The organism is Streptomyces sp. NPDC020780, assembly GCF_044334475.1.
GTDB lineage: Bacteria > Actinomycetota > Actinomycetes > Streptomycetales > Streptomycetaceae > Streptomyces.
Genome location: NZ_JBIRTB010000014.1, coordinates 173055 through 198564 on the forward strand (window position 1 = coordinate 173055; position 25510 = coordinate 198564).

Genomic DNA, 25510 nt, shown 5'->3' on the forward strand with positions numbered 1-25510 from the left:
GCACTCAGCGCCCGGGGCGGGGGCCCGCGCGCACCGGTCCCTCACCGGTCGGTCAAGCACGGCGGACGGATGCTCCTGCACGGCCATCCGTGCACGGGACGACACGGGAATACGGGCGCGGGAGAGGACGAGACCATCCGGCTGCGCCGCGTGCGGTGAGGAACGGGGACCGCCGGCCGGGCGCGGCCGTGTCAGCGCTCGGGCGTGGGCTTCTTCGCCGGGCAGTCCACACTGCTGGTGTCGTTGAGGACGCAGAGCGGCGCCTGGGTCATCTTGATGTAGTTCCCGCCGCCGGAGATGGACGAGGTGAGCAGGGCGGAGACGTCTTCGTCGGCACCGCAATCCGTGAACGCCGGTATGAAGGTCTCCCCGTCCATGGCCCCGCCGCGGTTGACGGTGTAACCCGAGGGTGGATTGCCCGTCCCGAAGGCGTGGAGGGTCTGCTTGATCCTCTTGACCGTACGGCAGTTCGGCCCGACGTCGAGGGGGACTCCGTTGACCTTGACGTCGCTGATCCTGAGATCGAACTCGGCGGTGACCGTCGTGTATTCGGGCATCGTGGGGTCACTCGTCACGCTGACCGACTCGATCCGCGCCGGTCCCCCGACCTGGATCAGCTCCATCGTCGCCGTGGTCGGCATGAAGCCGTAGGTGAGGAACGTGCCCTGCGCCGGGGGGAGCTGACGACGTCCTTCGTACATGAAATCCGCCTCGCTCAGGACCTTGAAGGTGCTCGTGCACGGGTCGGGGATGTACTCCTTCATCAACGTGACGTCGAGGCGCGCCGGCCCCAGGAGGGCCGCCCCGTCCATCTTCCTGACGTTGGTGTAGCCCGCCACGTACGTCTCCGCGGGGGTGGGGAGGGGGATCGGGGGGAAGGGGCACGGCTCGGGGCCGTCCGCGAGGGTCTCCGCCTTCTTGCGGGCAGCCTCCAGCCTCTCCCTCGTGCCGGGGGGCAGCTTCCCCTCGATCTGCGGTGCCCCGGTGACGGGCTCCGTGGGAGACCCGGGGTCCCTGGGCTTCTCCGGCCTCGGTTCCGGTTCCGGGGCCGGTTCGGGGGCCGGTTCGGGGGCCGGTCCCTGCCCGTCTCCCGGCGCCTCGCCGATGACGACCGTGGCCAGCCTGCCGTCCGCACCGTCCGTCAGCCCGCACGCGACCTCGACCACGGCGGGCTCCGTCGGGGAGCCGTCCGCCCGGAGAGGAGTCAGCGAGAGCGCCAGGTCCGAGGCCGACAGGACCGCCGTACCCGCAGAACCGAACGTGGCCGCGGGAACGGGGCCCGCGGCGTCGAGCGTGAGCCCTTCCTGACCGGCGACGTCCCGCGCGGAGGCGGAGAGTTGCGACCAGTGCGCCGTGGCGGTCTCCTCACCCATGGCGTGCACCACCGTGAGATCCGCCCGGGCGGAGACCGAGCCGGCGCCGAGTGCGGCCAGTTCCGCCACGGCCGGGGCCGGCAGGTCCAGGGCGAGAGAGATGTCCTGCGGCTGCAGCGGCCGGCCCGCGAAGCCGTCGGCCGGGATCCTCCCCGTGAGCACGGCCGTCACCGCGTAGGGGCCGGAAGGGAACCGGCAGGTGTAGTCGACCGGCACGTCGAGCTCCGGTACGTCCGCCGCCGATTGCGCACCGGGCAGAAAGGTCGCGGCGGCGATCAGCAGGCTGCCCGCGGCGAACCTCGAGGTGTGAAGCATCGTCCGGCGTACTCGGGCTGCCATGTGGTCCTTCCCTTCGGGACGCGGCGCTCAGGCAGGGACGGGGACGGCTGTGTTCCGGGACGCACCGGCCGGCCTGCCCGGCGGTACGGTACGCGCGGGCCCCACCTCTTGGGAACCGGGTGACGTACGCGATCCCTCAGCCTTCCTCATGGGTCCGTGACTGTGGGCGATCAGTGACAACTTCCCCGCGCAAGGCGTCAGTTGTCGAGTAGAGCGGGGGCGGACGGCCCGGCTGCCGAGTGGCGGCCGGGCCGTCCGCCGGGTCGGGAGGACCCGCCGGATCAGCTGTAGCTGATGACCGGGGAGACTCCGGAGGAGTGCTTGATCGTGTAGACGCCCTTGAAGGTGGCCGTCGCCCCGACGATTCCGCATCCGGGGCCGACCTTGCTGCCGATGGTGAGCAGCAGCGGGCTGGTCGCGGCGGGGGCGACGTCGAGCGTGCCGTTGGCCCCACCGGTGGACGGGTTGTTGTACTTCGCGTTCACCGATCCGGTCACCTTGAAGGTGCAGGCGCCCAGCACGCTGGTACCGGTGACCGTGGCACCGATGGTGCTGATGTTCCCGGTGGTCACACCCGTCCCGTTGGCTCCACCCGCGGCGTACGAGGTGCCGTTGAGCTTCCAGGGCACCGTGGTGGTGATCGTCCAGGTGCTGCTGAACGGCCCGGTGCACGGTCCGCTGAACGCCGCGGCGGTGATCGACGCGAGCTGCGGCCCCGCGGTGGGCGACGTGGGCGCGTTGCCGGAGGCGGACGCGGTCGTGCACTTGATCGCGTTGCCGATGTTGTCCGTCAGCGTCGTCACGCCGGCCGTGCCGGTGAAGTTGCCGGTCGGCGTGACGGTCCACGCGGCGGTGGGGCCGGCCGTCGCGGTGGGTGCGGCCATGGCGACCGCGGCGGCTGCGGCGCCGAACGCCGTGAGAATGCGGGTCTTCCTGGACATGTGTTTCTCCTCTTCCGTCGGGGATGCGACCGACCGGTCGGAATTCATGCGTGACCGCCGGGCCGGTACGGATTACTGGAGGAAGCGGTCCGCTCATGGGGAGCGCGCTTCGTCTTGCCGTGGAGGTCGCGCCGATCCTCGTGAAATCCACGTGTTCCTCTGCCGTCAATTCACCGCACCGACGCACAGGTCGAATCGGTCAGGTGAAATGCCGTACCGCGGCCACGTCATCGCCGGTGCCCCCGGCCCGGGGACAGGCGATCGCCGGCCCCCGGGCCGGTCGTCACCGTGCGGCGGAGTGCCAGAAGCCCGACAGCGCCCGGCCCTCGTCGGGTGCGTGCTCGGCCGGAGCGTACGGGCTCGCGAAGTGCGTCGATGTGTCGTCGAGGGTGACAGCGTTCTTGCCCGCCGCGGACGGCAGCCCCGTCTTGAGGTTCACCGCCCAGTCCAGGAGGCCCGCTCCGCAGCCGCTCGCACCCGGTACGGCGAACGCGGTGTCGGCCTGGTCGGCCCGTTCGAAGGTGTACCGGCCCATCACCCCGTTCTCGTCGTCCGGGTCACCGTTGCCCGCGAACCGCTGGAGCGAGAGTTCGGGTGCCGTCACGTTCTTCGGCTGGAGCAGCACCGGCTTGGAGGTGGTGCCGATGTAGCAGGTGTCGCCGAGGAGCGGGTTCTTCAGGTGGATGCGGACCGGCAGGGTGAGGATCGGTACGTCGGTGGTGAAGGCGGCCGCCATGGTGAAGTCGCGGGGCGCCCCGGCCGGTTCGATCGTCGCCGTGATCCGGTTGAGCTCGACGCTGGTGATCTGCCGGCAGACGGCCGAGACGACGGGCAGCCCGCTCGGGCACATCAGGCCGAGCAGGCCGCCGGGGACCTCCGCGGAGTCGGCGACCAGCGCGCCCTCCGCGGGAGCGACCAGGCTCGTCGTGCCGTCACCGCGCTGGAGCACCCCGAGTTGGAGATCGGTGTTGCCGGTCTTCACGACCGTGTTGCCCAGCTTGATGGAGCCGCCGGCGGAGCTCGAAGAGATGCACGTCGCGACGGTGTCGACGCCGTCCGCCGCCAGCATGGCCGGAGCGTCGACCGGGCAGCGGTCCAGCGGCGCCCAGTGGCCGTTCAGCTGGGTGGCCGCGGTCGCCGTACCGGTCGAGAACAGCGCGCCGAACGCGGTGATCGCCGCCAGCGTCCCCACCCGTGTCCTGTTCGAAACGGATCTCATGTCGTCCCCTCTTGACCGCCACCCGGAAAGGCGGCGCCTCGGCACGGAATTGAATGGCTCATCGTCACGTCTCGGCGCGAGGGATTGCATGCGCTGACGCCTCGATGTGTGCGGTGAATGGCGAGTGGTACCGAACGCGGAATCTCCCGGCACGTCATGCGGACGAATTATCTGTCCGAATTCGATGAGCCGTGATGTTACTCGCGGGAAACACAGCGACACAATCCCGTCGCCCGAAGATCTTTTCGGCCCGGTGTTTTTGATCCGGAAATGAGCAGCGGCACCGATCGCCTTGTCAGGGGATGCGCAGGAACGAGGGGCCGGGGGGCCGGTGGGGGACGATCCCGCGGCCAGGATGACCGAATGTGCGCAACGGTCGCCCGGCAGCCCGGGGTGCGCTTGACGCACAAACGCCGTTACCGATGGTTACCACCAGGCCCCGGGCGTTCGGGCGGCCGAAAAGATTGTCCGGAAGTGAGCATTCGCGCTCGACCTGCACCGAAGCCGCACAACCGGGCCGGGATGTGTGCCCCGTGCACTCCGTTCTTGCCCAACCGGTGTGAACGCCGCCCGGCGTGGTCTATCTTCGGCGCCGAGGTTGGTATACACCTGTCGGTCCGTGGGAGCGCTTTCCCCCCGCCTGCCTCACCCGCACCGGGCAACGGAGAGCAAGAGGGGACGGTCATGCCGAGACTCATACAACCGCTGGACACCGGCGACCCGCTGGGTCCCCTCCCCCAGGAATTCGCCGCCATCATGCGGCCGGAACTGCCCAGCCTGATCAAAGAGATAGGCATGGAGGTGACGCGCGCCTATCCCGAGTACGCGCGTCTGCTGAACGGCCCCAACGGCCAATCCCTTCGCCTCGGCGTCGAACAGAGCCTCTCCTCGTTCGTCGACCTCGTGGCCGAGCCGTCCACCCCCACGGTGTTACGCGACGACATGTGCCGAAGATTCGGCCGGTTCGAGGCGTACGAGGGGCGCACCATGGATGCCCTCCAGGGCGCCTACCGGCTGGGCGCGCGGATCGCGCTGCGGCGCGCGAAGAAGGTGGGACGCAGCCACCACTTCTCCCCGACCCTGATGCTCAGCTTCGCCGACGCCCTGTTCGCCTACGTCGACGAACTCGAGTCCCTGTCCCGCGAGGGCTACCTCGAAGTCCAGGCCCGGTCCGACCAGCAGAGCGAATCCCTACGCCGCCGGCTCCTCCACCTGATCCTCGCGGGCCGGCCGGTGCCCCGTAGCGCCATAGTGGAGCTGTGCGAGCAGACCGGCTGGGCGATGCCGGAGACCGTCACGCTGATCGCCGTGCGCGCCCCGGTCGGCGTGGACCCCGCCGAACTGCCGCCCGACGCGCTGGTCGACCTCGGCGACCCGCAGCCGCATCTGCTGATCCCCGGCCCCGTGGACGAGGCGCGGTACGGGACGCTCGACCGGGCCCTGACCGGCACGCGGGCCGTGATCGGGCTGACCGTACCGACCGCCGACGCCTCCGACTCGGTCCGCTGGGCCCGCCGCGTGGTGGAACTCATCGACTCCGGCGTCATCGACGACCTGCCCCTCGTGCGCTGCGAGGACCACCTCACCACCCTGTGGCTCCTCAGCGATCCGGCCCTGCTCGACCAACTCGCCGAGCGGGAGCTCGCCCCGGTCTCCGGCATCAGCGCCAGCCGCCGCGAGAGGCTGCTCGAGACCCTGCGCATCTGGCTCGACACCCGGGGTACGGCCGCCCAGATGGGCCAACTGCTGGACGTCCATCCCCAGACGGTCCGGTACCGCATGCGCGGTCTGGAATCCATCTTCGGCAGGCAACTGACCGACCCGGAGGACAGATTCGCCACCGAAGCGGTGCTGCGGGCCCTGCGGCTCCGCTCCCGCACCACCCGTCCAGTAACCTGACGCAGCATCACACCTGTTGCCGGTAATCAACTTACCTGCGAGTAAGGCGAAATAGACGGTCAGTCCCAAACGGTTGCGACACGGAGACGTACTCGCCGAGAAACCCGGAACTGCGTCCCGTAGACAGGGAGGAGCGGTGGCCCACCGGCCGTCGCGGAGCACCACCTCCTGGCCGACCATCCGAGAGGGAACCCCCATGACCGCCTCGCACCTCCTCGTCCCCGTCCCCATCCCGGACCGGGTCGCCGCGCTGATCGGGTCCTGCATCCCGCCGCACATCCTGCAGGCGGAGATCGACGCCGACTGCGCGGCCCGAGAGGTCCGCAGGTTCCGCGGCCCGCGCCTCTGCGTCGAGGACCAGGCCGACCGTGAACAGGCCCTGTCCGAACTGGCCCGCGCCAACAAGGTCCTGTCCGCGCATCACCCCCGGCTGGCCGTGCGGCCGGGTGGCGCCTGGTGACGGTCGCGCGGAGAGAACGACCCTGCACCTTACCCCGCAGTACGTTTACTTCGGAGTAAGGAATGCTGCCATGGCAGGCGACCTCACCGGCGACCTGTCCGGGCTCGGCCTCTCCGCGGTCTCTCCCGGGGGAGTTCGCGCGGATCGTCAACCCGGTCGCCGCGAGGGCGTTCCCCGGCGCCCTTTCCCCCGCACGGCCGAGAGTATTTTCGGCCCGCGCACGTAGAATCTACCCATGCCGATGCCCATGCCCACACCACCCGCCGAGTCGGTGTCCGTCCGCTCGCTGACCGAGCTGAACGCGGCGATCCGAGCGCTGGTGCACGGCGGCCTTGGGTCCGCGGAGGCACGCCGGGAGTACGAACGGCTTTTGGTGGAGTGGGCCGCCGCGGTCCAGACGGACGTGAGTGAGGCGGCGTAAGCGCCCCAGGGCCGGGGCCCGCACGGCCCGACCGTCCTCCCGACCCGTGACCGTCCTCGCCGCCGTGACCGGGCACCGCACCCCGGGCTGCCGGCCCACCGTCCCGCCCCGCATCCCTCTGGGAGTATTCCGTGAACGCCCAGCGTCCCTCCGTCCTGTACGTCACCGACCTCGCCTACGAGGCACGCGGCCGCCGGTACTGCGACGAGGACATCTTCCTGACGTCGCGACTGCGCGAGGAGTTCGACCTCGCGCTGTGCCACCCCCGGGACGCGGCGGCGCTGCTCCACCGGTTCGACGCGACGGTCGTACGCAACAGCGGCCCGGTGCTGCACCACCAGGAGGCGTACGACGCGTTCCGGGCCAGGGCCCGGGAGCTGGACGCCCGGGTGTACAACACCCTTGACGGGTCCGGGGACATGGCCGGCAAGCAGTACCTCGTCGATCTGAGCCGTGCCGACTTCCCGGTGATCCCCACCGTGGACCGTGCCGCGGACCTCGCACTGCTCCCCCGGGCCGCCGGGTACGTGGTCAAACCGAAGCTCGGCGCCGACTCGGTGGGGCTGCGGTTCACCTCGGAGGCGTGGCTGCCCGCGGACGCCGACGGCACCCTGCTCGCCCAGCCGAGGATCGACTTCCGCTACGAGGTGTCCTTCTGCTTCGTCGACAGAGACTTCCAGTTCGCGCTGTACGCACCACATCCGGAGCGACGCTGGGTGCTGGAGCCGTACGTCCCGACCCCCGCCGACCTGGACTTCGCACGCCGCTTCGTGGAGTGGAATACCCTCACGCGGGGCGTCCAGCGGGTGGACGCCTGCCGGACACCGGACGGCGAACTGCTGCTCGTCGAGCTGGAGGACCTCAATCCGTACCTGTCGCTCGACCGGGTGCCGGAAGAGGCCTGCGAGGCGTTCGTGGCCCGGATGGCGGCCTCCGTACGGGAGATGCTGGCCTGACCCCGGCGTGGTTGGGCCCTGCCCGCGCCGGGCGGGGGGCCGGTGTGAGGGTGCGAGGGTGACCGCCGCCGGCGGGAACGCCCCCGCCCCGCCGAGGGCCGCCGCGCTCCGTGGACCGGGAGTCAGCGTCCGTCCAGGGCTGCTCCCGTAGCCTCAGAGGCCCCTGACCTCCGGCGCTTCCAGGGCCCTTCACAGCTCCCAGGACCGGGGGCGGGTCAGCGCCTCCCACTCCTGGCGGATCAGCGAGAGGACCGCGTTGTCGAAACGGCGCCCGCGGTGATGGCAGGACGAGCGGCTCACCCCCTCCTGGACGAAGCCCGCGCCGGTGAGCACGGAGAGGGCCGCCGTGTTGTCGGTGTGCGTGACGGCTTGGACGCGGTGGATCGGCAGTTCTCCGAAGGCCAGGTCGGTCAGGGCGTCGAGGGCCGCCGGTCCGTGGCCCCGGCCGCGGTGCCCCGGGGCCAGCATCAGGTAGGCCTCCGCCGTCCCCTCCGACAGGTGCTGGTCGAAGAGGGCGACGACGCCGATCGGGGTGTTGTCCGGAAGGAGGATCAGGAAGTCGTCGCGGGAGTCGTCGTCGAGGTAGCGCTCGACGCGCTCGCGCAACTGGTACAGCGAGCTGGGCCAGACACCGGTCTCATGCGCGGCGACCGGGTCGGAGCGCCAGTGCTGGATCAGCTCGGCGTCGTCGGTCTCCAGCGGGGTGAAGGCGATCCCCCGGCCGCGCCAGCAGCGTGCTCGTGCGGTGTTCGGCTCCACGGGTTCCTCGCTCATGCGGCGAGCGTACGGGGACGATGGCTTCGGCCCACACCGGTTTTCAGTCGACGAACACCGCTGCCGCGTACACCCAGGCGCCGTCATGGCGGACGAAGCGGCTCTTCTCGTGCAGCGAGTCGGGGCGGCCGTCGTCGGTGTAGTGCGCGCGGAAGGTGACCGTCCCGGTGGTGTGGAAGGCGCTGCCCTCCGTCGTCTCCAGGATCTCCAGGCGCACCCAGCGCATCGCGGGGTCGAAGTCGACGGACGGGGGCCGGGTCTCGGGGTGCCAGGTGCGCAGCAGGTAGGCGGCGTCCCGCACGACGAAGGCGGAGTACCGCGAACGCATCAGCGCCTCACACGTCGGGGCCGCCGCGGCAAGGGCGTGCAGTCGGCCGCAGCACTCCCCGTAGGGCGCCGGAAGACCGCAGGGGCACGGCGAGGCCGGGGTGATCCGCGGGGAGGCCGCCGCGGAGGTGGCGGACCGGCGCGGGCGTGAGGTACGTCGTGACATGCGTCCATTGTGACCCCCGGCGGAGCGGCGGCCGGCCCCTCCCCCGCGCCTGCCGCGCCGTCGCGCACGTCACCGCGGGCAGCGGCCCCGACGGTGTGACGGAGCGTGCCCGCCCGGCCACCGGGCACCTCCCGGGTCCGGGCTCGGCAGGTCAGGGCTTGCGCGCCACGCCCGCGTATCCGGGGATCGGCCGGTCGCCGGGGACGTCGATGACCTCGCCCAGCTCAGGTCGCCAGTCCGCGGAGAGCGAGACGCCGGGCTCGACGAGCTCCAGGCCGTGGAAGAACGCGGACAGCTCGGCGCGGGAACGGGGCCGCAGGGTCATTCCGCGCGCCGTGTACAGGGCCCGGGCCCGGGCGGCGCCCTCGGGGTCGAAGTCGCCGGTGGTGTGCGAGAGCACGAGGTAGCTCCCCGAGGGCAGCTGATCCACGAGCCGGTCGACGAGTTCGGCGGCCCCGTCCTCGTCGTCCAGGAAGTGCAGCAGCGCGAGGAGCGACAGGGCGACGGGCCGGCTGAAGTCGAGGACCTTGCCGGCTGCTGCGAGGATGGCACCGGGGTGGCGGGCGTCGGCCTGGATGTACTCGGTGGCGCCCTCGGGGGTGGAGCGCAGCAGGGCGGCGGCGTGCGCGAGCACGATGGGGTCGTTGTCGCAGTAGACGACGCGCGCGTCCGAGGCGGCCTGCTGGGCGATCTGGTGGAGGTTGGGCTCGGTGGGGATGCCGGAGCCGATGTCGAGGAACTGCCGTACGCCGTTCTCGGCCAGCCAACGGGTCGCCCGGTGCATGAAGGCCCGGTTGACCCGGGCCATGTCGCGGCCGCGGGAGTCCAGGGTCAGGAGCTGCCGAGCCATCTGCTCGTCGACCGGGTAGTTGTCCTTGCCCCCGAGGAACCAGTCGTACATCCGTGCGGGGTGCGGCTTGCTCGTGTCGATCTCGACGGCGTGGTGCTCCTGCCCGGTCATGGCGCACTCCGTTGGTCGGCCGGTTCGGCGGGTCGGACCGACGCGTGAGGGACGCCGGTAGGTGATGACGCGATGACGCGTCAGGTGAGGAGGAAGTCGGCCTGTCCGGCCTTGGCGCCCTGGATGAAGGCGGCGATCTCTCCGTGGGAGTAGATGAGGGCGGGGCCGTCGGGATCCGCGGACTGGCGGACCGCCACCCTGCCGTCGGCCAGCTTCATGGTCTCGATGCAGTTGCCTCCGTTACCACCGCTCCACGGCTTGTACCAGCCTTCGGTGCCGAGGTCGCCGGCCGGCATGCCGTTGTATATGTGGTTCATCACAGCTCCTTGCGGAAGTCCCGGAGGATTTCCTTCGTGCGTTGTGCAGTTGCGGCCTGAGCCGCCATGCGGTCCATGACCTCGAGGTAGGAGGCCACCTCGGGGCGCGCGTCGAAGTAGACGGCGCCGGTCAGGTACTCGCTGTAGACCATGTCGGGCAGTTCCGGTACGGCGAAGCGGAAGAGCACGAACGGGCCGTAGGTACCGGGGTGGTGGCCGGTCGAGAACTCCGCGATCTGCACGGTCACGTGGGGCAGGGCTGTCGCCTCGAGAAGGTGGTCCACCTGAGCCCTCATGACGCCGGGCCCGCCGACCGGGCGACGCAGGACCGTCTCGTCCATCACCACCCACAGCTTCGGCGCGTCCGCCCTGGTCAGGAGCGACTGCCGGGCCATCCGGAGTGCCACGTGGCGCTCGATGTCCTCGGGCCTGGTCTGTCCGACGGCCCCGGTGCGCAGCACGGAACGCGCGTAGTCCTCGGTCTGCAGCAGGCCGGGGACGAAGTGCGGCTCGTACATGCGCAGGAGGCTCGCGGCGCCCTCCAGGCTGACGTACATGCTGAACCAGTCGGGCAGCACGTCGTGGAAGCGCTGCCACCAGCCCGGCTTGTTGGCCTCCTCGGTGAGTTCGACGAAGGCGTCGGCCTCCTCGTCGCCGATCCCGTAGGCCTTCAGGAGGAGCTGGACGTAGGGGATCTTGAGCCCGACCTCTGCGGTCTCCATCCTGCGTATCGTCCCGGGGGCGACATGGAGCACCTTGGCGGCTTGGTCGCGGCTCATGCCGACGCGCTCCCGCAGCTCCTGCAGACGCTTGCCGAGGACGACCTGACCGACGGTCGGGGCGGACCGCGGTTCGCTCACTTCGGACCTCCTGATGCGCTGTGTGCGAGCAGTGTGCCATGTGCGTGGTCCCAAGGACACAGCCACTCTGAATTTTTCAGAGTGCCTCTTGCCAAGTGTTCTTGTCAGAGGGAGAGTTGGTGCGTGAACCAGTTCACGTTGCCGTGCCCCTCCTTTTTCTTCCCGGTGCGAAGCGTGACACAGCCCCCACTGTGAGGATTCGGTCGTGGCACCTGGCAGTGCGCTCATCTCCCGGCTCATGGATCTCAACCCCGGGACGGAGGCGCTCCGTTACTGCTTCGCGCTGCCGGCGCAGCCCGAGTCGGTGGCCGGAGCCCGGCAGCTGACGCGGGCGCGGCTGGCCCAGTGGCGGCTCGGCGGGGACACGTACGACTCCGCGGTGCTGATCGTCTCCGAGCTCGTCACCAACGCGGTGGTGCACACGGCCAGCGCGCGGGTGCTCTGCGAGCTCCGCTGCGACGGCGGGCGCCTGCGCGTCTCCGTGCAGGACCAGGGGCATCAGCAGGGCGGCCCCCGGCTGTCCCGCACGGCCGACGACGAACACGGGCGCGGGCTGCTGCTCGTCGACTCCATGAGCTCCGCGTGGGGGTCCCACGACGCCGGGAACGCCTCCGGGCGCATCGTGTGGGCGGAACTGCCGTTCGGCAGGGAGGAGTCGTGCTGAGGAACGCCCTGTCCCGGCTGCTCGGCGCGCGGCGCGCCCGTCCCGGCGAGGGGACCGCCCACCGGGGCCGGGCCCGGCTGCCGCTGCCGCCCGCACTGTCGGCGAGTCTGGGCTACGACGCCGTGGGCGTCCCCGCGCGGTACGGCTTCCGGCTGATGTCTCATCTGCCGCGCGCGGGCTGCGTGTTCGCGGACGCCGACCGGTGGTGGTGGATCGTACCCGCGGGCTCGGACCTGGACCTGGACTGGCCGGAGCAGGTGTCGTACGCCACCGGGGCCTACGTCCCCGCCGGGCGTCCCAAGCTGATCCACGCGCCGGACAGCCGTACGCCCTACACACCGCCCATCCCACTGTTCCTGATGGTGTGCCAGGTCACCGGCGTCACCCCGTCCTGGACTCCGGCCGGCCGGGCCAGGGCGGTCTCCGCCCCCTGACGGGGCGCCGCGCGGGTCTCCACCGGGCGCGGCCGGCGTCCGGTCAGGGACGGTCGAGGTAGGCGAGCCCCGGGTGGACCCGGGTGTAGCCCTCGACCAGCCGACGGGCCACGGACACGGAGTCGACCAGCGGGTGCAGCGCGAAGGCCCGTACCGCCGCGGACCGCGAACCGCTCTCCGCCGCCTCGAGCACCGCGCGTTCCACCGCCTTGACCGCGGTGACCAGCCCGACCGCGTGGTACGGGAGCGGGTCGACGGCGACGGGGTGGGCGCCGTTGGCGTCGACCAGGCAGGGCACCTCGATGACGGCGTCCTCGTCGAGGACCGGAAGGGTGCCCCGGTTGCGGACGTCGAGGATGAGCGAGGCGCGTTCGTCGCGGGCGACGGCACGCATCAGGGCGAGCGCCACCTGCTCGTAGCCCCCGGATTCCAGATCGCTCTCCTCGCGCTCACCGGCACCGGACACCTCCCGGTTCTCCGCCATGTACGTGGCCTCACGTTCGGCGCGGGTGCGGTCCCATGTGAGGAGCGCCGGGGCGGTGGGGTCCTTCATGCGGGCGTAGAACCCCGCCTGCTGGTCGCGGAGGAAGGCACCGCGGGTCTGCCCGGCCTCCTGGTAGGCGCGTACGGCCTCGCGGTTGAAGTAGTAGTAGTGCAGGTACTCGTTGGGGATCGCACCCAGGGAGCGGAGCCAGTCGGCGCCGAAGAGACGCCCCTCCTCGAAGGAGCCCAGCAGGGCCGGGTCGGCGAGCAGCCGCGGGAGTTCGTCGCGGCCGTCGACGCGCAGCCCGCGGACCCAGCCCAGGTGGTTGAGGCCCACGTAGTCGATCCAGGCCCGGCCGGGGTCGGCGCCCAGGACCCGGGCGATCCGGCGGCCGAGCCCCACCGGCGAGTCGCAGATCCCGATGACGCGGTCCCCGAGGTGCCGGGACATGGCCTCGGTGACCAGGCCCGCCGGGTTGGTGAAGTTGATGACCCAGGCGTGCGGGGCGAGCCGCGCGATGCGCCGGGCCAGCCGGACCGCCACGGGCACGGTGCGCAGCCCGAAGGCGATGCCTCCGGCGCCGACCGTCTCCTGGCCGAGGACGCCTTCGTCCAGCGCCACCCGTTCGTCGGCGGCCCGGCCCGCCAGACCGCCGACCCGGATGGCGGAGAAGACGAAGTCCGCACCGCGCAGGGCTTCGTCGAGGTCGCCGGTGGCGACGACGGTGGGTGCGTCCTGGACGCCGCGCGCCTGTTCCCCGAGAACCCGGGCGACGGCGGTGAGCCGGTCCGCGTCCGTGTCGTACAGGGTCACCCGGGAAACGCGGCCCTCGGCGTGATCGCCGAGCAGTGCCCCGTACACGAGGGGAACGCGGAATCCGCCGCCGCCAAGAATCGTGAGTTTCACGCTGCCCGATGGTACGGGGCCCCGGCTGGCCGGTCCGGTGGCCGGGACCGGCCCGGGGCCCCGGGCCACGGATGGGTCAGTGCCCGTTCCACCAGCGCGCCACGGCATGCCAGATCCGGGGCGGGGAGCTCCGCTGCTCGGGGACGGTGGCGCCCTGCACGGGCTCCGGGGTCCGTACCCCGGTGGGCGCGTCACCGCGCAGGGCCGCGTGTGCGGGCTGCGGCCCGGCCGTGCCGGGCCTGGGCGAGGCGGGCGAGGACACCTCCCAGTCGGTGCGGGGCCGAGGCCGGGCCGCCATCGAGGTCAGCGGGTCGGAGTCGATCTCCTGCTCCGGGCTCGGGGCGAACCGCACCGGGAGGTCGACCAGGTGGCGGGACATGATGTTGCCGACCCACCTGAGCTCGCTCTCGTCGACCGCGAGTTCCAGGTCGGGGAGGCGCATCAGCAGGGCGTCGACACCGACGTCGGCGATGGCGCGGCCGATGTCCTGGCCCGGACACTCGTGCGGGCCGCCGCTGAAGGCGAGGTGGGCGCGGTTGCCCTCCATGTCGGTGGTGAGGTCGGGGCGTACCACCGGGTCGGTGTTGGCGGGGGCGATCCCGATGAGGAGCGCGTCTCCGGCCCGGATCCGCTGGCCGCCGAGCTCGGTGTCGCCCACCGCCCACCGGCCGAAGACGGCCGTGAACGGCGGCTCGTCCCACAGGGTCTGCTCCACCGCCTCGGGCACGGTCATGTGGCCGCCGCTGAGCCTGGCGCGGAAGCGCGGGTCGGTCAGCACCATGCGCAGGACGTTGGCGATCAGGTTGGCCGTCGACTCGTAGGCGGCGATGAGGATGAGCCGCAGATGCTCCGCGACCTCCACGTCGCTGAGTCCGGCGGGGTGTTCGACGAGCCAGCTGGCGAAGTCGGAGGCCGGGGCGTCGCGCCGCCGCTCGACCAGCCGGTTCAGCGCGGTGACGACGTAGGCGTTGCTCTCCACCGCGGTGGCGGTGCCCCGGGTCATGTCGCGGGCGGCCTGGACCATGCGGTCGTTGTACTCCTCGGGCATGCCGAAGATCGCGCACATCACCATCATGGGCAGGTGCTCGGCGAACTGGCTCACCAGTTCGGCGGTGCCCTTCCGGCAGAAGTCGTTGACGAGCCGGTTGCTGAAGCGGTTGACGTGGCGTCGGACACCGCGGGTGTCGATCCGCGCCATGCTGTCCGTGACCGCGCCACGGAGACGTTCGTGGGCGTCGCCGTCGGCGAACGCGCAGACCGGCTGCCAGGTGAAGATGGGGGCGAGCGGGTGGTCCGGCGCGACGGTGCCGTCCCGCAGGGCCTGCCAGCGCCGGGAGTCGCGGGAGAACTGCGAGGGCGTCCGGGTCACGTGGAGGTTCTCGCTGTGCCCGAGGACGAGCCAGGCGGGTACGTCACCGTGCAGCAGTACGGGGGCCACCGTGCCGTGCTCGGCGCGGAGCCTGGCGTAGAGGCCCGCGGGGTCGTTCTCCGCCTCGGGCCCGTAGAGCCGGCGCAGGCCGCCCGGCCCGGCACCCCTGGCGTGGGCGGGGCACTCGGGGGGCGGCACCGGCCCCGGGGCCGCTCCGGGTTCGTGGTGGAAGGGCGTTGTCACAGTCGCTCCAGGGTCGGGCTTTCCGAGGATCAGCGGATCGGGCGGGGGACGCGGCAGCCGCGGCGGGGACACGCGTGCCGTCGTCAGGCGAGTGGGACGGCCAGGCTGTGCAGATAGCGCATCAGGGTCATCAGCACGTCGCGGCTGGAGGCGCGCAGCCGGGCGTCGCAGTCGATCATCGGTACCTCGTCCGGCAGGTCGAGGGCGGTCCGCAGGGCCTCGACCGGGTGGTGCGGCGCGTCGGGGAAGGTGTTGACCGCGACGACGAAGGGGACGCCGCGCTCCTCCAGCCGGCCGATCACGTCGAAGCTGACCTGCAGCCGCCGGGTGTCGATGAGGACGACGGCGCCGAGGGCTCCTTCGAACAGGCCGTTCCAGAGGAACCAGAAACGTTCCTGGCCGGGGGTCCCGAACAGGTAGAGGATCAGTTCCTCGCTGAGGCTGATCCGGCCGAAGTCCATGGCGACGGTGGTGGCGGTCTTGCTCTCCACCCCCATGTTGTCGTCCACGCCGACGCCGGCCTGGGTCATGGTCTCTTCGGTCGTCAGGGGCCGGATCTCGCTGACCGAGCCGACCATGGTCGTCTTGCCGACCCCGAACCCCCCGACGATGACGACCTTCACCGCGGCCGTGGCCGTGGTGGGCAGGACGTCCTCGCTGCGGGGGCCCGTGATCGTGTCAGAGTTTCTGAAGTCCATGCATCACCGCTTCGAGGAGGGACCGGTCCGGGAGCGCGGCGCGGACGATCGGCGCGCGCGACTCGACGAGTTCGGTCGCCAGGAGTTCTGTCAGGAGCGAGGTGACCACGCTGAAGGGCAGGCTCAGGTAGGCCGAGATCTCGGCGACGGACAGCGGCGCCCTGCACAGCCGCAGGATCGCGGCCTGCTCGGGCTGGACCGTGGGTGACGGCTCGGCCTGCGCGACGACCATCGTCACGAGGTCGAGATCCGCCCTCTCGCCGTCGGTGTCACCGGTGATCACGTACAGCCGCTCCGGGTCGCTCAGCGCCGGGTCGGTCGTACGGCGTTCTCGGCGGGGAGCGCTCATCCGGCCTGCCCGCCATGCCGGGGCGGACTGGTCAGGTGGGCGCCGATGCGCACGACCATGTCGCGCATGCGGGCCCCGACCAGTCCGGCGTCCACGGTCTCACCGGCCAGGACCGCGAGGTACGCGCCGGTGCCCGCGGCCATCAGGTAGAAGAAGCCGCCGGTGACCTCGATGACGACGAGCTTCATCTGGCCGTCGCTGTAGGGGATCTCCGTGGCGACCGCGGCCGCCAGGCTCTGCAGGCCGGCGCAGGCCGCCGCGAGGCGGTCGGCGACGTCGGGGTCGCCGCCGTGCCGGGCGATGCGCAGACCGTCGGCGGAGAGCACCACGATCTGGTGGATGCTCGGGATGTCGTCGGCCAGTTCCTTGAGCATCCAGTCCATGTTTCCCCGCTGCTGGATCACTTCAGGTCTCCCTTGTCCCACGTCTCATCGGAGTCTTCGCCGTTCTTCGTTTCCTTGGGCACGCCGTTGACGGCCTGGGTGAAGGCCTCCAGCCAGAGACCGGGCGGTGCTTCCGCGCCACCGTGCCGTCCGCCGCCCGCCCCGTTGTGCGCTCCGGAGGCCGGCTCGGCGGCCGGGGCCGCCTGCTGCGGGAGATTGTGCGAGCCGAGCGGGGCGCGGCCCCGGCTGCGGCGCTGGGGCAGGCCCCCCGGCGTCCACTCGGTCACCACGATCTCGTCGTCGTCCGGAGCGGGGACCGGGGCGGCGGGCCGGGTCGCGGAAGGGGCCGCCGCCGGTGCGGGGGCTCCAACCGACGGGACCGGTCCGGTCGGCGCGGGGCGCGCCCGGCGCTTGCCGCGCGGCGGCACCACGTGCTGCATCTGCGACATGTCGAGGGAGCTCTGGGGGCGCGAGGTCGCGCCGATCCCGTGTGCGATGCCGGGGGCGGGTCCTGTGGTGATCATGTCGCGCGGGACGACGAGCACGGCGCGGACTCCACCGTACGCGGACTGCCGCAGGGACACCTGGAGTTGGTACATCCGCGAGAGCCGGCCGACGACGGCCATGCCGAGCCGTGGGGACTCGCCGAGGTCGTTCATGTTGATGCCGGCCCGTGCCTGGGCGAGCATGTTCTCGGCCCGGGCACGGGCTTCCTCGCTGAGGCTGACGCCGCCGTCCTCGATCTCGATGGCGATGCCGGTCTGCACCTCGACGGCGGTCACATGGACCCGGGTCTGCGGCGGGGAGTAGCGCGTGGCGTTGTCGAGGAGTTCGGCGCAGGCGTGGATGAGCGGTTCCACCGCGGTGCCGACGATGGCGACCTTGGCGATCGAGTGCAGGTCGATGCGCTGGTATTCGAGGATGCGGGACATCGCGCCGCGCAACACGCTGAACAGCGGTACGGGCTTGGGCCACTGGCGGCTGGGGCGGGCGCCGCCGAGAACGGCGATGGAGTCGGCGAGCCGTCCGATCAGCGCGGTCCCGTGGTCGATCCGCAGCAGGTCGTCGAAGACCTCGGGGTTGCGCCCGTGGTGGTCCTCCATCTCCCGGAGCTCACTGGCCTGCCGGTGGACGATGGCCTGGACGCGGCGGGCGACGCTGACGAAGGCGCGCTGGGCGGAGTCGCGCATCGCCTCCTCGTTGTCGATGATGTCGAGGATCTGGAGGACCAGGGCGCGCTGGGCCTTGGGCAGGCCGCGGTAGGACTCGTCCGCGTCGACGACGTCGCGCATCACCTCCTGGGGCGAGTTGCTCGCGCGCAGCCTGCGGATCGCGGCGGGCAGCAGTTCGTTGGTGAGCCGTACGGTCTCCTGGTCGTAGGCCGCGAGGCGGTGTTCCAGGTGGGCGATCCGCTGTTCGTACTCGGCCCGCTGGACGCGCGTCGCGCGGCCGCGGCGGTCGAGCGCGACGGCGAGCGTGGCGACCACGACCGTGGCGATCGCACCGCACCAGACGACGGCCGCCCGGGTGGCGCCGGTCACCGGCGCCGCTCCGGCCGCGGTGGCTCCGGCCATGAGCAGGACGGGCAGGAGCACGGCGCGCACTACGGGGATGTCTCTTCTTGTCGGCGGTGATTCAGCACGAACCATCTAAACCCTCTGGCGGTTGATTCGGGGGGTGTACGCACGTGCGCGGACAGTTGTGCACAAGTGCGCGATTTCATATCAACTCGACTTCACTGCGCGTGAGCCTAGCCAGATCAGAACAGGGTCTCGGCATATTCACCCAACCCCCTGCGCGAGCACCCGGGCGGTAATACACTCGCCAGTTTTCGCACTCAGCGCCTCCAGGCGTGCGCGGTGAGTGACGAGGCGGGGAATCAGCGGAAAGCGGGCCGACGTGTCCCGCCACGCGGGACAATGCGCCGGTGACACCACCCCGCTCCCGCTCACAGGTTTCCAGCCGGAAGAGCCAAACATTCAGACGCCCGGGCGAATTTCCTTCATCCGTACGTATGTCAGTGCACCGCAGGACGGGACAGGGGCACATCCGATCGAATCAGATCGAAAGGAGCAGATTCGTGATCGATGGACGGATGTACGAGGAGGAGGCCGTCTCGACACCGGCCCGGGGCTACACCATCGAATCGCTGGACACCGGCCTGAGACTGATGCAGTTGTTCCTCACCGAGGACACACTCACGGTCAGTGAGGCCGCCCGCCGCCTCGACATCGGCCGCTCCACCGCCCACCGCGTCCTGAGCACGCTGGAGGGGCGCGGCTTCGCGGTCCGCGATCCGTCGGGCCGCGGGTACGAGGCGGGGCCCGAACTGCTGCGCCTGGGCAGCCCCGCGGGCTTCGGTCCCGAGGTGCGCGCGGGGGTCGGGGCCGTACTGGACGAGGCGGTCCTGCGGACCGGCGAGACGGTGATCAGTGCCGCGCTCGTCGGCGACCGGGTCCTGGTCACGGACGGCCGCGAGTCGCCGCATCCGGTCCGGGTGATGCTGGAGACAGGCCGGAGCCGCCACGCGCACGCGACCGCCGTGGGCAAGGTCCTGCTCGCCCGGCTGACCGAGGAGCAGGTCCGCGTCCTCTACCCCCGGGAGCGGCTGCCCGCCGTCACCTCCCGGACCCTGGCGTCCCGGACCGCGCTGCTCGCCGAACTGGCGGAGGTCCGCGAGCTCGGCCGGGCCTTCAGCCGCGGCGAGTCGGTCCCGGGGCTGCACGCCGTCGCCGTCCCCCTCACGGGTGCGAGCCGGCGCAGCCGGCTCGCTCTCGGCGCGTCGGCGCCGGCCGGCCGCGGCGACGACGCCGCGCTGGCCGAACGCGCGGAGCAGCTACGGCGGTCGGCCGCCCCGCTGCTCACGGGCCGGGTGCCCGGATGACCGCGCACCGTCTCAGCGGCGTCCGCCGCCGAGGCGTCCCTCCAGCTGGACGAGCAGTTCACTGAGGTGTGCGCTGAGCCCTTCGCGGGTGTGCGCGTCCAGGCCGGAGAGGACCGACCGCTCGTAGGCGAGTTGTTCCGGCAGCAGGCGGTCGACCAGGTTGCGGCCCTCGGCGGTCAGCCCGAGGTGGACGACCCGGCGGTCCCTGGCGTCGCCGCGGCGGTCGATCAGGCCGCTGTCCTGCAGCACGCGGAGTCGTTTGGTGACGGCGGCGCCGGACGAGAAGGTCTCGCGCGCCAGTTCGCCGGGGGTGAGTTCGCGGTCGCTGCGGCGCAGGGCGCCGAGGAGGTCGAATTCGGCCCGGGTCAGTCCGGCGGCGCGCAGCGGGGCGTCCTCCGCCTGCTGCAGGAGGGCGGCGCAGCGGTTGATGCGGCCGATGAGTTCCATCGGGCCGGTGTCGAGCTCCGGGTTGACGGCATGCCACTGCCGTACCACCGAGGCGACGATGTCGTCACTCACGCCGCTCCGTTCGCAGGGGGCAGGGTGATCAGTCCCTGCCGCTGTGCTGTCGCGGCGAGCGTACGGTGTCCGGCGTGCTCGGCGGCGAGCATCTCCTCCTCCGGCAGGGCGCGCTGCCACCACTCCCCCGCGGCGATGTCGCTCGCGTCACGGAGCTCGATGAGGGACGAGGTCAGGCGCCTGCGTGCCGTTTCGAGCGTCAGGGGGCCGGTCCCCGGGTCGGCGAGGAGCTTCTCGGCCGAGGCCCGGGCCTCCCCCGTCGCGGCGAGGGCCCGTTCCACCCGGCCGGTGGCCCGGCGGTTGGGTACGGCGACCGCCGCGAGGATGCCGACCGCGGCGCCCACGAGCGTGTCCAGGGTGCGGGCGCCGATGAGTTCCCCGGCCGGGTGGAAGCCGGCGAATTCGACGATCAGCAGGGCCATCGGGGTGACGGCCACCGAGCCGAGCCAGTAGTTGCGGGTGATCAGTGCCTCGGCGGCGAAGTTGAAGCACAGGACGCACAGGACGAGGGCGAGCGGCCCGGTCCGGGCGACCGGGATCACGGCGGCGAAGACCAGGACGCCGACGAGGTTGCCGACGATGCGCTGCAGGGCGCGGCTGAAGGAGAGGGAGAGGTTCGGCTGGTAGACGGAGGCCGCGGTGACGATGGCCCAGTACGGGCGGCCCACTCCGAGGGCCGAGGACACGTAGCCGGCCAGGGCGCAGCCCACGAGGGTACGGACGGCGATCGGCAGCACGGGCGAGCCGGGGCCGAGGGCCCGCAGGAGCCTGCGCCGGGCCTCGCGCCGGCCGCGCCTGATCCGCTGCCCGGCCCGTTCGGCGTCGATCCCGAAGAGCTGCTCGACGGTGCCGGGCGCGGGCACCGTGCTGGGTACGGGGCCGCGCGCGCGGGTCTGAGCGGCCCAGCCGCGGAGCCGTTCGGCGTCGGCGCCGCGGGGGCCGCCGGCCGCGGACCGGGCGAGGGCGCGTTCGGCGTGGACGACGAGGCGTTCGAGTTCCTGGCGTACGGGGGTGGGCCGGCCGGCGGCGAGCAGGGACTGCCAGGCGGCCTGCACGGCGGCCGCCGCCGCGTGCCGCGTGCGGGGGCCCGGGTCGGCCGCGCAGGCCGCGGCGGCGTCGAGGGCCCGGGCGGTGGCGCGGCGCTCGGGCCCCTCCCTGCGCCGGAGGGCCGGGCCGACGGTGATCAGCCAGGAGAAGGCGCCCGCGGCCAGTGCCAGGGTGAGGTGTGCGGGGACCTGCCCGGGTTCCTGCGGTGCGAACAGCGCCGCTGAGGTGACGAAGGTGAAGATCACGTTGCCGGGCGGGCCGATGCGGGTGGCGTCGCAGAAGGTCTTCTGCACGGCGGCGAGAAGGGCGCCCACGGTGACCAACACGGTCGTCGAGTCGGTGAGAGCCGCGGTGACCAGGGAGACGGCGAGTCCGGCGACCATGCCGAGGACCACCCGGACGACGGTGTGGACGCGGCGGGCGTACGGGAGGTTGTGCCCGTAGAGGGCACAGAGCGAGCCGGCCATGGTGTACATGACCAGGTCGAGGCGGTCGAGGGAGTACAGCAGGAGGTTCGGCACGCCGGATGCCACGACCACGCTCAGCGCGGGCTTGTACCAGGTCTCGGCGGGGCCCCTCAGCCGGAGGACACCGGTCAGCGGCAAGGTGGGGACGGGTCGCTTCCGGGTTCGCACAGCTGAATCACTCACCCATACACGTTAACAGGTGTTACACCAGTAAATCATTTCCGGACACCGCCCACGCTCCGGGCTCCGTGGGCAGCGCGCCGCACCCACCAGCGCAGGAAGGCGCCCGCGGGCCCGCCCCGGGAGAACGCGCGACACTCACGGACCCCGTCCCGGGCGGTCCGTCCCCGGCTCCCTCGGCGACGGCGCACCGGCCGGGTCCGACCCCGCTCACCCACCGCCCTGCGGCCGAGCCCGGTCGGCCGTCCTGAGGGTGGATCCCAAGAACGGGGTCGTCGGCCGCGGGGAACTCGGCCTCCGCCAGGACTTCCCCCTCTTCGGCCTACGGACTGTTCCCGGCGCGGTTGTCCTGCCAAGCTGGGGACAGGACTCATTGAAGCTTCACACACCATTACGATGGCGGCGATGACCAGGACAAGTGGGCGGACAGGCCGGCGGCGGTGCGGTTCAGCGCTGCCCGCCTCCCTGGGCTGGGCGCTGATGCTCGTGGCCCTGGTCCTGTGCTGCTCCCCCGCCGCCACGTACGCGCACCACGCGGACGCCACCCCGGTGGCGCCCGCCCGGGCGCTCACCCCGGTGCCCGCGGCTGCGGTGTCGGTCGTCACGGCCGATGCCCCGGATGAGCGCGGGATCGGCAGTTCCTGCCACGGCGCGACGAACCACTCGACACCCGTCGTGCTGCCCGGACCCACCGCCCCCGTCGCGCTGCCCTGCCCGTCGGCCGTGGCCCCGCCCGGTCCGCTCGCCGGAGCCGGGGGCATCCGCGGCCCCTCCGACGACGGCGCCGGCTCCGTGAACCGTCTCCGCCTTCAGGTCCAACGGATCTAGGAGGGCCGGAACCGCCCCTGCCGCCGTCACGGCGCCGGGGCGGTGCCTCCCGCCCCCTGATCCCGCGCCGCGCACCCTGTGCGCGCCGAAACCCGAGGACCCGACATGGCTTCCACCAAGGACCCGAACAGCCCGTCCGCCGCCCGCCGCGCCAAGCTGGAGGAGGCCCGCCGCAAGGAGAGGGCCCGTGAGCGCCGCAGCCGCATCATCACCATCACCGCCGCCGTCGTGGTGGTCGCCGGCCTCGTCGTCGGCGGCGGTTACCTGATGTCGGCCGCCGACGAGCAGGACAAGGCGGAGGAACAGGCCAAGACCTCCCCCGTCACCGGCGAGCGCAGCTGGGACGAACTGACGCAGGACCACGTCGAGAAGGCCGTCGACTACCCGATGAACCCGCCCGTCGGCGGCGACCACCACCCGGTCTGGATGAACTGCGACGCGGACGTCTACACGAAGGAGATTCCGAACGAGAACGCGGTCCACTCCCTGGAGCACGGCGCCGTCTGGGTCACGTACAACGACGAGGCCGAGGACGCGGACGTCAAGGCTCTTTCCGAACGGGTCTCCAGGACGCCCTACTCCCTGATGAGCCCGCTGGCCGGCCAGGACGCCCCCCTGACGCTCAGCGCCTGGGGCAAGCAGGTCACGGTCGACAGCGCCACCGACCCCCGGGTCGCCCAGTTCTTCACCAAGTACGTCCAAGGCCCGCAGACCCCCGAGCCGGGCGCCGCGTGCAGCGGCGGTCTCGCCCGGTGACGCGGGCGGTACGGGCCTCCCGGCCCCTGCTCCTGGCGGGCTCCGCGGTCTTCCTGGCGGCGGTCGGACTCGTTCTGCTGATGGTGGTACGCCCCTCCCAGGCGTCCCCGTCGGGGTCCGGGACCTCCGCGCCCACGGAGTCCTCGGTGGACGTCGGATTCGCCCGGGACATGTCGGTCCACCACCAGCAGGCCGTGGAGATGGCGTTCCTCGTCCGGGACCGCACCGGCGACGAGGACGTGCGACGGCTCGCGTACGACATCATCAACACCCAGGCCAATCAGCGCGGCATGATGCTCGGCTGGCTGGAGACGTGGGGCAGGCCCAAGAGTTCCGACCGCCCGCCCATGGCGTGGATGGGCCACCCGGCCGCCGCCGCGAAGGACGGTGCCCTGATGCCCGGCATGGCGACCGACACCGAGCTGGACCGGCTGCGCGCGGCGACGGGCAGGGACGCGGAGGTGCTGTTCCTCCGGCTGATGACCGTCCATCACCGGGCCGGCGCCGACATGGCACGGGCGGCGGCCGGTCCGGCCGGGACACAGGAGATCCGGAACCTGGCGGCGGGCATGGCACGCGCCCAGGAGTCGGAGATCGCCCTCATGGCCGACATGCTGAAGGCCCGGGGCGCGCGGCCCTGAGTCCCGGACCCGGCGGCCCGTGTGCGGAACGGCACCACCGCGCACGGGCCGCCGCCCCCGGGATCACGGGGCTCCCGGAGTACGGTGCCGGCGTGCCGAACGCGCTGCCTGCTGCCCGCCGTCCGCACCCTCGTCGACCCGGGCGCGGTGGCGGACGCGGCCGGCGGGTGCGGGGCGGTCCGGCCGCGTACCGCCGGTCTCGTCACGCCGCGCATCGCATAGGCTCGCCGACGATATGAAGAACTACCTCTCGCCCCTGGGCCCCAAGGCGGACAAGGACACCGTGCGGCGTCACAACCTGAGCCTCGTGCTGCGCGCGGTACGGGACGAAGGGGAGGCGGGCGAGGCCACCAGGGCGGGCGTGTCGGCCAGGGTGGGCCTCACCCGGGCCGCGGTGTCCTCGCTGGTGGAGCAGTTGCTGGAGACCGGGTTCCTCACCGAGTCCGGCAAGACGTTCAGCGGGCAGGCCGGCCGTCCCGGTACGGCCCTCAAGGTCGCCCGCACCGGACCGGCCGGGCTCGGTGTGGAGATCAACATCGACTACGTCTCGGTCTGCGTGGTGGACCTGGCAGGTACCGGCCGGGTCCGGCAGACCGAGCACCTGGACAACCGCGGTTCGGCGCCCGCCGAGGTACTGGCCAGGGCGGCCGGCATCGCCGCACGCACCCTGGACTCGGCCCGTGAGCAGAGCCTTCACCCGGTCGGGGCGGCGCTCGCCCTGCCGGGACTCGTCTCGGGCGGCTCGGTGCGCCAGGCGCCGAACCTGGGCTGGAACCGGGTGCCCGCCGAGGAACTGTTCGCCGCGGCGCTCGCCGGGCTGCGCCCCGGCACGCCCGCGCTGCCGGTGCGCTCGGAGAACGAGGCGAACCTCGCGGCGCTGGCCGAGCTGTGGTTCGGCGGGCTCGAAGCGGTGCGCAGCTTCCTGTACCTGACGGGCGAGATCGGTGTCGGCGGTGCCCTGGTCCTGGACGGACGGCTGCTGCGCGGGGCGCACGGCTTCGCGGGCGAGATCGGGCACGTGGTGGTGGACCCGTCGGGGCCGGAGTGCCGGTGCGGTTCGCGCGGCTGCCTGGAGCAGTACGCGGGCCAGACCGCGCTGCTGCGGGCGGCCGGGGTCGAGGAGTCCGGAGGCGGAGCCACCGGGGTCATGGAACTGGAGCGGCGAGCGCGGGCCGGGGACGCGCGGGCGGTGGCCGCGGTGGCCGGAGCGGGCCGGATGCTCGGCCAGGTGCTGTCCGGCGCGGTGAACCTGTTCGACCCGGACGCGGTGGTGCTGGGCGGTGTGTACCGGGGTCTGATGCCGTGGCTCTCGCCGCCCGCCGACGAGGAGCTGACGGGCCGGGTGGTCTCCGGGCTCTGGTCCCGGGGCAGCGGCCGGCTGCGCGCGTCGTCCGTCGCGGGTGACGCGGCGCGCGGCGCTGCGGCCCTGGTGATGCAGGACGTGCTGGCGGACCCGGTGGCGTACGCGCGGCCCGCTCCGGTGGGCGCCTGAGGTGCGCGGCGGGGTACGGGGACAGGGCGGCCCGCCCCCGTATCCCCGCCGCGGCCAGGTCAGCGGACGCCGAGGAGGTGGTCCAGGGCGAGTTGGTCGAGGGCTTCGAAGGCCATGGAGCGTTCGGCGGCGGTGGTGATGTCGAAGTCCTCG

Annotated in this window: 27 protein-coding genes; 11 read left to right on the top strand and 16 right to left on the bottom strand. The window is 72.2% G+C overall.

Features of this window, described 5'->3' with window-relative positions:
• Positions 1-191 precede the first annotated feature (191 nt).
• From ACH4VO_RS25600 to ACH4VO_RS25610, 3 genes are all read right to left on the bottom strand, one after another.
• Positions 192-1712 carry a DUF6801 domain-containing protein gene (locus ACH4VO_RS25600; protein WP_360997048.1) on the bottom strand — a complete coding sequence of 507 codons (1521 nt, stop codon included), beginning with the start codon at positions 1710-1712 and terminating at the stop codon, positions 192-194.
• Between the two features lie 281 nt (positions 1713-1993).
• A complete protein-coding gene (locus ACH4VO_RS25605) occupies positions 1994-2653 on the bottom strand; it encodes a hypothetical protein (protein WP_360997050.1) in 660 nt (219 codons plus the stop codon).
• 283 nt (positions 2654-2936) lie between these two features.
• On the bottom strand, positions 2937-3872 hold the full coding sequence (locus tag ACH4VO_RS25610) for a hypothetical protein (protein WP_360997052.1): 936 nt from the start codon (positions 3870-3872) through the stop codon (positions 2937-2939).
• A gap of 684 nt (positions 3873-4556) precedes the next feature.
• Here ACH4VO_RS25610 and ACH4VO_RS25615 point away from each other — a divergent pair.
• The 4 genes from ACH4VO_RS25615 to ACH4VO_RS25630 all read left to right on the top strand — a co-directional run bounded on the left by ACH4VO_RS25615 (position 4557) and on the right by ACH4VO_RS25630 (position 7608).
• Positions 4557-5771, top strand: a complete 1215-nt coding sequence (locus ACH4VO_RS25615; protein ID WP_360997054.1) for a helix-turn-helix domain-containing protein — start codon at positions 4557-4559, stop codon at positions 5769-5771.
• A gap of 196 nt (positions 5772-5967) precedes the next feature.
• Positions 5968-6231 (top strand): hypothetical protein, encoded by a 264-nt coding sequence (locus ACH4VO_RS25620; RefSeq protein WP_360997056.1) that lies wholly within the window; start codon positions 5968-5970, stop codon positions 6229-6231.
• A gap of 235 nt (positions 6232-6466) precedes the next feature.
• The gene (locus ACH4VO_RS25625) at positions 6467-6652 is read left to right on the top strand and encodes a hypothetical protein (RefSeq protein WP_360997101.1); all 186 of its coding nucleotides are present in this window, start codon (positions 6467-6469) and stop codon (positions 6650-6652) included.
• A 131-nt stretch (positions 6653-6783) separates the two neighbouring features.
• Positions 6784-7608: a hypothetical protein gene (locus ACH4VO_RS25630; protein WP_360997058.1), complete on the top strand. Its 825-nt coding sequence runs from the start codon at positions 6784-6786 to the stop codon at positions 7606-7608.
• Positions 7609-7797: 189 nt separating this feature from the next.
• Here the strand turns inward: ACH4VO_RS25630 and ACH4VO_RS25635 are convergent, their stop codons facing one another.
• From ACH4VO_RS25635 to ACH4VO_RS25655, 5 genes are all read right to left on the bottom strand, one after another.
• Entirely contained in the window at positions 7798-8382 is a 585-nt protein-coding gene (locus ACH4VO_RS25635; RefSeq protein ID WP_360997060.1) for a GNAT family N-acetyltransferase, read from the bottom strand.
• Between the two features lie 43 nt (positions 8383-8425).
• Positions 8426-8875 (bottom strand): YchJ family metal-binding protein, encoded by a 450-nt coding sequence (locus ACH4VO_RS25640; protein ID WP_360997062.1) that lies wholly within the window; start codon positions 8873-8875, stop codon positions 8426-8428.
• Positions 8876-9026: 151 nt separating this feature from the next.
• Entirely contained in the window at positions 9027-9836 is an 810-nt protein-coding gene (locus ACH4VO_RS25645; protein WP_360997064.1) for an SAM-dependent methyltransferase, read from the bottom strand.
• An 80-nt stretch (positions 9837-9916) separates the two neighbouring features.
• On the bottom strand, positions 9917-10153 hold the full coding sequence (locus ACH4VO_RS25650; RefSeq protein ID WP_360997066.1) for a DUF397 domain-containing protein: 237 nt from the start codon (positions 10151-10153) through the stop codon (positions 9917-9919).
• On the bottom strand, positions 10153-11013 hold the full coding sequence (locus ACH4VO_RS25655; protein WP_360997068.1) for a helix-turn-helix transcriptional regulator: 861 nt from the start codon (positions 11011-11013) through the stop codon (positions 10153-10155). The genes ACH4VO_RS25650 and ACH4VO_RS25655 overlap by 1 nt, the downstream gene beginning before the upstream one ends.
• A gap of 205 nt (positions 11014-11218) precedes the next feature.
• Between ACH4VO_RS25655 and ACH4VO_RS25660 the strand changes: the two genes are divergently transcribed.
• Positions 11219-11677, top strand: coding sequence for an ATP-binding protein (locus ACH4VO_RS25660; protein ID WP_360997070.1), 459 nt, complete (start codon positions 11219-11221; stop codon positions 11675-11677).
• Positions 11671-12111, top strand: coding sequence for a hypothetical protein (locus ACH4VO_RS25665; protein ID WP_360997071.1), 441 nt, complete (start codon positions 11671-11673; stop codon positions 12109-12111). The genes ACH4VO_RS25660 and ACH4VO_RS25665 overlap by 7 nt, the downstream gene beginning before the upstream one ends.
• A gap of 43 nt (positions 12112-12154) precedes the next feature.
• Here the strand turns inward: ACH4VO_RS25665 and ACH4VO_RS25670 are convergent, their stop codons facing one another.
• The 6 genes from ACH4VO_RS25670 to ACH4VO_RS25695 form a co-directional block, all read right to left on the bottom strand.
• Entirely contained in the window at positions 12155-13501 is a 1347-nt protein-coding gene (locus tag ACH4VO_RS25670; protein WP_360997073.1) for a 6-phospho-beta-glucosidase, read from the bottom strand.
• A 76-nt stretch (positions 13502-13577) separates the two neighbouring features.
• Positions 13578-15113 (bottom strand): cytochrome P450, encoded by a 1536-nt coding sequence (locus tag ACH4VO_RS25675; RefSeq protein ID WP_360997075.1) that lies wholly within the window; start codon positions 15111-15113, stop codon positions 13578-13580.
• 83 nt (positions 15114-15196) lie between these two features.
• A complete protein-coding gene (locus ACH4VO_RS25680) occupies positions 15197-15811 on the bottom strand; it encodes an ATP/GTP-binding protein (RefSeq protein ID WP_069169765.1) in 615 nt (204 codons plus the stop codon).
• Entirely contained in the window at positions 15792-16160 is a 369-nt protein-coding gene (locus ACH4VO_RS25685) for a DUF742 domain-containing protein (RefSeq protein ID WP_360997077.1), read from the bottom strand. The genes ACH4VO_RS25680 and ACH4VO_RS25685 overlap by 20 nt, the downstream gene beginning before the upstream one ends.
• A complete protein-coding gene (locus tag ACH4VO_RS25690) occupies positions 16157-16564 on the bottom strand; it encodes a roadblock/LC7 domain-containing protein (protein WP_360997079.1) in 408 nt (135 codons plus the stop codon). The genes ACH4VO_RS25685 and ACH4VO_RS25690 overlap by 4 nt, the downstream gene beginning before the upstream one ends.
• The gene (locus ACH4VO_RS25695) at positions 16561-18192 is read right to left on the bottom strand and encodes an ATP-binding protein (RefSeq protein WP_360997081.1); all 1632 of its coding nucleotides are present in this window, start codon (positions 18190-18192) and stop codon (positions 16561-16563) included. Before ACH4VO_RS25695 ends, ACH4VO_RS25690 begins: the two co-directional genes overlap by 4 nt.
• A 431-nt stretch (positions 18193-18623) precedes the next feature.
• Between ACH4VO_RS25695 and ACH4VO_RS25700 the strand changes: the two genes are divergently transcribed.
• Positions 18624-19427: an IclR family transcriptional regulator gene (locus tag ACH4VO_RS25700; RefSeq protein ID WP_360997083.1), complete on the top strand. Its 804-nt coding sequence runs from the start codon at positions 18624-18626 to the stop codon at positions 19425-19427.
• A gap of 12 nt (positions 19428-19439) precedes the next feature.
• Here ACH4VO_RS25700 and ACH4VO_RS25705 read toward each other — a convergent pair whose 3' ends face one another.
• Positions 19440-19946, bottom strand: coding sequence for a MarR family transcriptional regulator (locus ACH4VO_RS25705; RefSeq protein WP_360997085.1), 507 nt, complete (start codon positions 19944-19946; stop codon positions 19440-19442).
• On the bottom strand, positions 19943-21643 hold the full coding sequence (locus ACH4VO_RS25710) for an FUSC family protein (RefSeq protein WP_360997087.1): 1701 nt from the start codon (positions 21641-21643) through the stop codon (positions 19943-19945). Before ACH4VO_RS25710 ends, ACH4VO_RS25705 begins: the two co-directional genes overlap by 4 nt.
• Positions 21644-22045: 402 nt before the next feature.
• On the opposite strand from ACH4VO_RS25710, the gene ACH4VO_RS25715 reads away from it, so the two are divergent.
• From ACH4VO_RS25715 to ACH4VO_RS25730, 4 genes are all read left to right on the top strand, one after another.
• Positions 22046-22468, top strand: coding sequence for a hypothetical protein (locus ACH4VO_RS25715; protein WP_360997089.1), 423 nt, complete (start codon positions 22046-22048; stop codon positions 22466-22468).
• A gap of 105 nt (positions 22469-22573) precedes the next feature.
• Positions 22574-23224: a DUF3105 domain-containing protein gene (locus ACH4VO_RS25720; RefSeq protein WP_360997091.1), complete on the top strand. Its 651-nt coding sequence runs from the start codon at positions 22574-22576 to the stop codon at positions 23222-23224.
• A complete protein-coding gene (locus ACH4VO_RS25725; protein WP_360997093.1) occupies positions 23221-23865 on the top strand; it encodes a DUF305 domain-containing protein in 645 nt (214 codons plus the stop codon). Before ACH4VO_RS25720 ends, ACH4VO_RS25725 begins: the two co-directional genes overlap by 4 nt.
• Positions 23866-24100: 235 nt before the next feature.
• Positions 24101-25357: an ROK family protein gene (locus ACH4VO_RS25730; RefSeq protein WP_360997095.1), complete on the top strand. Its 1257-nt coding sequence runs from the start codon at positions 24101-24103 to the stop codon at positions 25355-25357.
• Positions 25358-25510 lie beyond the last annotated feature (153 nt).